Below are 9,165 nucleotides of genomic sequence, written 5' to 3' on the forward strand. Positions count from 1 at the left end.
GGGGAGGGGCAGAATAGCGCCGGTTTTTAAAGCCGGCGTTTGTTTTGCTCCCTCCCCTTTAATGCTATATCAGCAGGATAACGCTGATGTTCAACGCAAGGGGAGGGTTGGGGTGGGGTTTCTGTATTAGTTAGCGACGATGTTCAGCAGCTTGCCGGGCACGTAGATCACCTTGCGTACCGTCTTGCCGTCCAGGTGACGTGCCACGTTGTCGTCGGCCTGGCCGGCGGCTTCTACTGCCTCCCGGGTGGCATCGGCGGCGACCGTGATCTTGCCACGCACCTTGCCGTTGACCTGCACCACCACCAGCTTCTCGTCTTCGACCAGCGCATCGGCATCGGCCTGTGGCCACCGGGCGTGATCGATATCGGTCTGGCCCAGAGCCTGCCACAGTTCGAAACAGGTGTGCGGCACTATCGGGTGCAGCATGATGGTCACCGCTTCCAGCGCTTCCTGCAGCAGGGCGCGATTCTGAGTATCGGCCATGTCGACTTTGGTCAGCTTGTTCATCAGCTCCATGATGGCGGCGATGGCGGTGTTGAAGGTCTGGCGACGACCCACGTCGTCACTCACCTTGGCGATGGTCTTGTGCACATCACGGCGCAGGGCTTTCTGCTCGTTGCTCAAGCCGGCTACATCCAGTGCCGCGACGGGACCCTGGGACTGATGCTCGAACACCAGCTTCCACAAGCGCTTGAGGAAGCGCAGAGCACCCTCAACGCCGGAGTCGGACCATTCCAGAGTCATGTCAGCGGGGGAGGCGAACATCATGAACAGGCGCACGGTATCGGCGCCGTACTTGTCGACCATTACCTGAGGGTCGATGCCGTTGTTCTTGGACTTGGACATCTTGGTCATGCCGGTGTGCACCAGCTCGCGACCGTCCTTGTCCAGGGCGCGCTTGACCCGGCCCTTTTCGTCCCGCTCCATGGTGACATCCAGTGGGCTGACCCAGGTACGGGCGCCTTTTTCGTCGGTATGGTAGAAGGCGTCGGCCAGCACCATGCCCTGACACAGCAGACGCTTGAACGGCTCGTCGGACTCGACCAGACCGGTATCGCGCAGCAGCTTGTGGAAGAAGCGGGCATACAGCAGGTGCATACAGGCGTGTTCGATACCGCCGATATACTGATCCACCGGCAGCCAGTAGTTGGCTTTTTCCACGTCCAGCATGCCCTGATCGTACTCCGGGCTGCAGTAACGGGCGTAATACCAGGACGACTCCATGAAGGTGTCGAAGGTGTCGGTTTCACGCAAGGCCGGCTGGCCGTTATAGGTGGTTTTGGCCCACTCGGGATCCGCCTTTATCGGGCTCTGGATGCCGTCCATGACCACGTTTTCCGGCAGTATCACCGGCAAGTCTGCTTCTGGTACGCCTACTACTGAGCCGTCTTCCAGGTTCAGCATGGGGATGGGCGCGCCCCAGTAACGCTGGCGGCTCACACCCCAGTCCCGCAGGCGGAAGTTGACGGTACGGCGACCCAGGTTCCTGGCAATCAGCGCATCGGCGATGCCATTGAAGGCCTGCTCGAAGTCGAGGCCGTCGAAGTCGCCGGAGTTGAACAAGACACCTTTTTCGGTGTAGGCGGCCTCGGAGACATCCGGCTCGCCGCCGTCGATGGGTTTGATGACAGGTACTATGTCCAGGCAGTACTGGGTGGCGAATTCATAGTCGCGCTGATCGTGGGCGGGAACCGCCATTACGGCACCGGAGCCATAATCCATCAGCACGAAGTTGGCAATCCAGATGGGCACCTGCTTGCCGGTCAGCGGGTGTACCGCATAGAGACCGGTGGCCATGCCTTTTTTCTCCATGGTGGCCATTTCGGCTTCGGCCACCTTGTTGTGTTTGCACTCGTCGATAAAGGTGGCCAGTGCCGGGTTGTTCTCGGCGGCCTGGGTCGCCAGGGGGTGACCGGCGGCGATGCCGACATAGGTCACGCCAAACAGGGTGTCGGGGCGGGTGGTATAGACTTCAAAGGACTGCTGCTGGTCGGCGACCGCAAAGCTCAGGGTGACGCCTTCGCTGCGACCGATCCAGTTACGCTGCATGGTCTTGACCTGCTCGGGCCACTCATCCAGGTTGTCGATGTCCTTGAGCAGCTCGTCCGCATATTCGGTGATCTTGATGAACCACTGGGGAATTTCCTTCTGCTCCACCGGGGTGTCGCAACGCCAGCAGCAACCGTCGTTGACCTGCTCGTTGGCGAGCACGGTCTCGTCGTGCGGGCACCAGTTGACGGAGGAAGTTTTCTTGTAGACCAGGCCTTTTTCATACAGCTTGGTGAAGAACCACTGTTCCCAGCGGTAATACTCGGGGGTGCAGGTGGCCAGCTCACGATCCCAGTCGTAACCGAAGCCCAACCGCTTGAGCTGGTTCTTCATGTAATCGATGTTTTCATAGGTCCAGGGTGCCGGTGCCGTCTTGTTGTTGATGGCGGCGTTTTCGGCGGGCAGGCCGAAGGCATCCCAGCCGATGGGCTGCAGCACATTTTTGCCTTGCAGCCGTTGGTAGCGGGAGATAACGTCACCTATGGTGTAGTTACGTACATGCCCCATGTGCAGTCGACCGGAAGGATAGGGAAACATGGATAGGCAGTAGAACTTGTCTTTGCCCGGCTGTTCGGTGGCCTTGAAGGTCTGCTGATCTGCCCACAAGCGTTGCACTTCGGGCTCAATATTCTGGGGAATGTATTGCTCTTGCATTAGTGACATCCGGATCTGTGAAATGGGTGATAAACCACGGCGATAAATCGCCATAGAATACCCCAGGGGGGGGAGGGCAACAATAGCCGCACCGCCAGGGCTCGGTATCCAAGGGGGGAAGATGAACAATAACGAACAAAAACATAAAAAAGGCTACGACGCCTTCGTCGAGGAATTGCATCGCCGCTGGCAGCAAACCGAAGATACGACGATCAGGGAAATGGTGGAAACCACCCAGGCCTACATGGAGGCGGCCAGCGACCTGACCAAGGACGAGCTGGCGCTGATCGCCCAGTACGTGAAGCGGGATCTGGCGGAAATGGAAGACAGCGGTGACGAGTTTCGCGACAGCCTCTTCTATCGCCGGATCAAGGAAACCGTGTGGGGCTGGCTGGCAGACGTGACCGACAAGAGCCAGCTCGAATGGCGGGAACTGGCCTCTGAGCTGGAGCACCACGGCGAATACCGGGCGGGAGAAGTGGTAGGCCCCGGCCTGTATGACTGTACCCTGTGCGCCCACTCCCGCGAAGTGACCCACCCCGAGGTGCTGACCAGCTGCCTGGAATGCAACCACGAGACCTTTATCCGCCGGCCGCTCATGCCGTAACTGCATGAGGTTTGAGGTGGTTTCATGTGGGGCTTTTTCGGGGCAAGTCCTTACAGTTCGGTAATTTTGGCGGCTATATCGGAGGTTTTCATTTGATACTTTAGTCTAACGTTGCTAGCATCCGCGAGATTACTTAATACACAATTCATCAGTGGTTATTCATGGACGATAGCTCGAGTTTGCTGATCTATTCATACGGCTCCTTTATCGGGTTGGGCAACTTCGCCCAACCAATATCCTGCATATTTTTCCTGCTTAATCCGCCTGATTTTTAACTCATATGGCGTCTACCATCTCCGGTTAACTTCACCTTTCGTGAACACGGCCAAACGGATACTGGCTTCCTCAGAAAATTAAGAGATTGATACATGTTCAAGAAGACCTTGCTTGCCTCATCAATGGTGCTGGCCATCAGTGGCTGTACCGTTACCCCAGAAGCGATTTCACTCGATAACGTCAGCGAAACGGTGCGTGCAGACATGACACTGTTTGTACAGGAACAAGATCAGGTTCAGGGTAATATCGGACTGGAAGATGCCATTGCCCGGGCGGTGCGCAACAATCGGGACAAGAAACTGAAGGCGCTGGAATCGGCGATGGAGCAGGGGCAGATCGATCTGGTTCAGCATGAAATGCTGCCCAGTCTCGCCGCGTCGGCCGGCTATTCCGAGCGCAGCAACTATGCAGCTTCGGCCAGCGTGGAGTTTCAGGATGGACGTCCCGATCCGCTTGGGGCCAGTCCTTCCTATTCCATTTCCCAGGATAAACAACGCTCCACCTACGATCTGGCATTGAGCTGGAATGTGCTCGATTTCGGCCTGTCTTATGTGCGTGCCAAGCAGCATGCGGACCGTTACCTGATTGCAAAGGAAAGGGAGCGCAAGGTCACTCACAACATTACCCAGGATGTGCGCGGTGCCTACTGGCGGGCTGTGTCGGCCGAGCGGCTGTTGCAGAAGATCGGTCCCCTGATTGAGCAAGCCTCCGCCGCCCTCGACGATTCGCGTCAGGTCGAGTTGCTGCAACTGCGTTCGCCGATGGAAGCGCTGTATTATCAGCGTGAGCTGCTTGATGTGCTGCGCTCTCTGCAGTCGTTGAAGCAAGACTTGTCCAACGCCAAAACCGAACTGGCCGGGCTGATGGGGTTGAAGCCGGGCACGGTATTCGAGCTGGCCGATGTAGGTGAGCCCGACTTCGGTGTACCCGAGCTGACGGTCGAACTGGCGACCATGGAAGAGCTGGCGCTGAATCAGCGGCCCGAGCTGGTGGAAACTTATTACCAGAAGCGTATTTCCGCCGCCGACACCCGTGCCGCCATCCTGAAAATGCTGCCGGGTATCAGCCTCAATGCGGGTGCCTATTACGACAACAGTGACTATCTGCTGAATCAGGACTGGACCAGCCTGGGTGCCCAGGTCAGCTGGAATCTGTTCGATGTGTTCAAGGTGGGCGCCGAGCGACGCCTGGCCAAGACCCGTGAGGCGCTTGCCGAAGAGCAGCGCCTGGCGTCGTCCATGGCGGTGCTGACTCAGGTGCACCTGGCCAGGATCCGCTATAACGAATCGCGCCAGTCTTTTGATCTGGCCGATCGTTATCTGCAGGTGGCCAGCCGCATCAGTGAGCAAACCGTTAATGCCGCACGCATGAAGCGAACCTCCGAACTGGATCTTATCCGTGAATCTCTCAATACCCTGCTGGCCGAGTTGCGCCGCGATGTGGCCTATGCAGATCTGCAAAACAGCTATGGTCGGGTCTTCGTGACCATGGGCATGGATTTGCTGCCGGAAGATTATGCCGCCAGCAGCGTGGATGAGCTGGCTGACACCATTGCCGCCCGTTTTGACCGGTGGCAGCGCGGTGACCTGGTTGAGCCGGAGGCTGTTGCCTCCTCTGCGGCAGACAATGTCGACAAGGAGCAGGCACAGGCCAGTAGCACGGCATCTGCAAGCGCGGGTGACATGAGTTGATAACGGCATTCCAGCACAAGGGCCTGCTGTTGGCGGCCCTGCTCTTTTCGACGCTTCCCGCTCAGGCCGAGGAATACAAGGCCCGGGCGGTGATAAACGCTTGGGACAGGGCTGTGCTGTCCGGTGAACTGGCAGCCAGGGTCACCAGCCTGCCGAAACGACCGGGGGAAAGCTTTCGCAAGGGTGAACTGCTGATCGGGCTGGATTGTGCCCTGTATGAAGCACAGGCCAGCAAGGTGGCGGCAGAGCATACCGCCGCCAAGGTCAAGCTGGATAACGCACGCCAATTGAACGAGCTGCGCTCTATCGGCAGCCTGGATGTTGCGCTGGCCCAGTCGGAATACGCCCAGACCCAGGCTGAGCTGCGCATAGCCCGGATCAACACCCAACGCTGCCAGATCAAGGCGCCTTACGACGGCAAGGTAGTGACGGTGCTGATCAATAAGCATGAAAATATCCGCCAGCAGCAGGAATTGATCGAAATCGTCGCCGATCAGCGGCTTGAGGCCGAAGTGGTGGTGCCTGCCACTTGGCTAAGCTGGCTGCAGCCATCCATGCCGTTGACGCTGCAGATAGATGAGACCGGCGCCAGAGTGGAGGCGACCATTGCCGCCATCAGTCCGGCCATTGATCCGGTCAGCCAGACGCTGCTGTTGCGTGCAGAGCTGACACCGTCGGCCGCCTTGATGCCGGGAATGAGCGCCAACGCCTACTTCACAACAGATAGCACCCAGTAACCTCATTATATTTTTGCCGGGTGTCGTATATGGCGCCCTGTGCTGACCAGGGACAGATGCCATGAACAAGCAAAACAACGCCAAGACCTCACCCGGATTTCGTCGCAAGCCGCTGATCACCGCCCTCGAATCACGCATCTTGCTGGATGGTGCCGCCGTGGCCACCGCCGTCGATATGACCACCGACGTGGCCTTTCAGCAGGATGCGGTGCATCAGCCCGTCCCGGATCAGGCCGTGCATTTCAGCGATGGCGACCTGGCGCTGGCGCCGACGCAGATTAAAGCCGGTGACCCGAGCCAGAACCATGGCCGCAAGGAAGTGGCCTTCGTCGACAGCAGCGTGGAAGATTACCAGACCCTGGTGAACGGCATCGGCGCCGGTATCGAAGTGCAGCTGATCGACGGCAGTCAGGACGGCCTGGCACAGTTGGCAGTCTGGGCACAGCAAAACTCTGGCTATGATGCCATCCATCTGTTGTCTCATGGCAGTAGCGGCAAGATCAGCCTGGGTTCGGTGGTTCTCAACAATGCCAACCTGGCAGAGCATGCAGAGGCGCTAAGCCAGATTGGCCAGTCTCTGACGGAAGAAGGAGACTTGCTGGTTTATGGCTGTAATGTGGCTACGCCCGAAGGGGAAGCATTTGTCGCCGGGTTGGCGTCGGCCACCGGGGCCGATGTGGCCGCGTCGGAGGACCTTACCGGAGCCCTTTCCCGAGGTGGTGACTGGCATCTGGAGCATAGCCAGGGTGAGATAGAGACCGAAGGACTGAATGTCGAGCCTTATAGTGGTGTGCTGGCAGAGCCGGTGCAGGTGTCGGTGTTCAGTTATCCGGGGCTAAACGGTGACGGCTCCCAGCCCGGCGATGAAAATGCCAACCTAGCGAGTATTGTGCAGGCCATCATCGATGATGGGGGAAATTATTCGCTCGATACCTCCATTACCAGCTTTACCGACCCGGATCTGGCAGAAAAGCTGGCCGCCAGCGGTTTCTTCTTCATGACTGACATGGAGAGGCAGAGTCCGACCGATACCAGCTTCTTCCCAGAGTCTGCTCGCGTCATTTTCCGTGACTGGGTGGCCGATGGCGGCGTCATCATGATGACCGGCACCAGTGGTGCCAATGACGTCAATTTTCTTAACCTGATTTTTGATTGGGATCTGAGCAGCTCGTATCACTCAGAAAATTCATCCCGGGTAGATGCCAATGCTGCCGATACCCCCTTTGCCGATATATCGGCAAGCGAACTGGCTCCCATGAACGCATCCGATACCATCAGTAGCGGCAGCGTGGAAAATTTCAAAACCATTTATGGGACCGATGATAAAGCGGCCGTAGCAACCATACAGTATGGCTCTGGCCATGTTATCTATATGGGGTTTGACTATTATGGTGCCGGTACCGAAGGGTATCAGTACAGCAGCCCCTGGGTGCAGGAGATCATACCTGCCGCCATGGAATACTCGAGTATTCTAGCGGGCTCCGGTGATGTAGAGGAAGATCAGACCTATACCTTTGCTGCCGATGCTTTCAAGTCAGGCGGTAGCGTATTGTCACAGGTGAAAATCACTTCCTTGCCTACCAACGGCTCACTGACTCTTTCCGGGGCTACGGTCACTGTGGAGCAGGTGATTACCAGTGCGCAATACGATTTGCTGACCTATACGCCTGATGAAAACTTCAACGGTGAAGATGGTTTTAACTGGCAAGGGTATGACGGCGAAGCATACAGTGCGGACATCAGTTACGATCTGACGGTGTCTCCTGTTAATGATGCTCCCGTATTTGGCGCGGCCAATACCTCGACTCAGGTATCGGTGTTCAGCTTCCCCAACCTGAACGGGAATGATGCCTCTCCTGGTAGCGATAATGAAAACGCCAACCTCGCCAGCATAGTGCAGTCGGTGATCAACGAAGGAGGGGAATATTCGCTGGATACCTCCATCACCGGTTTTACCGATGCCGGCTTCTCCGACAAGCTGAATGCCAGTGGCTTCTTCTTCATGACCGATATGGAAAGAGGTAATCCACTGGATGAGTCTTTCCTGCCGGAGTCTGCCAAGGCGACCATGAAAAACTGGGTGGGGGCTGGCGGCGTCATGATGATGACGGGTACTTATGGAAGCAATGACACCAATTTCCTCAATACCATCTTCGGGTGGGATCTGGCGACCCAGTCAGGCTCTTCATGGGATTTGAACACCGGCAATGCGGCGGGAACGCCGTTTGAAGGCGGACCGGCCAGCCTGAGTAATCTCAGCGCCACCGATTCGATAAGCAAAGGTTCGGTTGAAGGCTTTTCGGCGATTTACGGTACCGATGACAACGCGACCGTTGCCGTGATCAGCTATGGCTCGGGTACGGTTATTTTTCTCGGTTTTGATTTTTATAATACGGGTATTTCTGGCACCGGCTTTACCGATACGGCCACGCAATACGGTGCCGATGTCAGCAATGGCGGCCAGCGAACCAATGCCTGGGTGACGGAGATTATCCCCAGAGCGATGGAGTATTCGGCCAATCTATCCTCTTCTATCAATCTGTCGCAGAGTGATACAGGACTAACTGCAACGGATGCACTGATAGTCACCGATGTGGATCTGGCCGATGAGGTGGAGGTCACGGTCAGCTCGGTGACGGCGGTTCAGCAGAATGCGAGTGGTGATGTGATGTCATCCAACGGCACCGAACCCGATAATGCCACCTTGCTGGCGATGTTGGCGTTGTCATCACAACCGGTAGTCGATGCGGAGTCTACGGAAGGAACGCTGAACTGGACCTTTGATTCCGGCGACGAAACCTTTGGTTATCTGGCGACTGGCGAAAAACTGGTGCTGACCTATACCCTGATTGCTGACGATGGCAATGGTGGCACCGCGACTCAGGATATTGCCATTACCATCAACGGCACCAACGATGCCCCCGTGGCCGAGAGTGATACGGTGATCGCCATCGAGGCAGGCGGCGTAGCCAATGGTAGCGCCGGCAGTAATGCCAGCGGCAACGTGCTGAGCAACGACAGCGATGTGGATGATGGTGATACCAAAACCGTCACCGGCGTAGTGTTCGGTGACACCAGCGGCACCATCGGCAGCGCGCTGGCGGGCCAGCACGGCAGCCTGACGCTGCATGAAGACGGTAGTTACAGC

At 57.3% G+C, this 9,165-nt stretch carries 5 protein-coding genes; 4 read left to right on the forward strand and 1 reads right to left on the reverse strand.

The genetic code is table 11. From position 1 onward, the window contains the following. Positions 1–126 precede the first annotated feature (126 nt). On the reverse strand, positions 127–2,706 hold the full coding sequence (gene leuS / locus UN63_RS16285; RefSeq protein WP_104488549.1) for a leucine--tRNA ligase: 2,580 nt from the start codon (positions 2,704–2,706) through the stop codon (positions 127–129). Between the two features lie 121 nt (positions 2,707–2,827). Between leuS and UN63_RS16290 the strand changes: the two genes are divergently transcribed. From UN63_RS16290 to UN63_RS16305, 4 genes are all read left to right on the forward strand, one after another. After that, a complete protein-coding gene (locus UN63_RS16290) occupies positions 2,828–3,313 on the forward strand; it encodes a zinc ribbon-containing protein (protein WP_104488550.1) in 486 nt (161 codons plus the stop codon). 368 nt (positions 3,314–3,681) lie between these two features. After that, positions 3,682–5,280 (forward strand): TolC family protein, encoded by a 1,599-nt coding sequence (locus UN63_RS16295; RefSeq protein WP_104488551.1) that lies wholly within the window; start codon positions 3,682–3,684, stop codon positions 5,278–5,280. Then, complete coding sequence (locus UN63_RS16300) at positions 5,277–6,017, forward strand: efflux RND transporter periplasmic adaptor subunit (RefSeq protein ID WP_104488552.1); 741 nt, start codon at positions 5,277–5,279, stop codon at positions 6,015–6,017. The genes UN63_RS16295 and UN63_RS16300 overlap by 4 nt, the downstream gene beginning before the upstream one ends. 61 nt (positions 6,018–6,078) lie before the next feature. After that, a partial coding sequence (locus UN63_RS16305) for a DUF4347 domain-containing protein (RefSeq protein ID WP_146084766.1) occupies positions 6,079–9,165 on the forward strand: 3,087 nt, incomplete at its 3' end.

Source organism: Oceanisphaera arctica, assembly GCF_002936955.1.
Taxonomy (GTDB): Bacteria; Pseudomonadota; Gammaproteobacteria; order Enterobacterales; family Aeromonadaceae; genus Oceanimonas; species Oceanimonas arctica.

Excerpts from the sequence above, each read along its gene's own strand:
- UN63_RS16295 (WP_104488551.1), top strand. The coding sequence starts at position 3,682 with ATGTTCAAGAAGACCTTGCTTGCCTCATCAATGGTGCTGGCCATCAGT.
- UN63_RS16290 (WP_104488550.1), top strand. The coding sequence starts at position 2,828 with ATGAACAATAACGAACAAAAACATAAAAAAGGCTACGACGCCTTCGTC.
- leuS (WP_104488549.1), bottom strand. The coding sequence starts at position 2,706 with ATGCAAGAGCAATACATTCCCCAGAATATTGAGCCCGAAGTGCAACGC.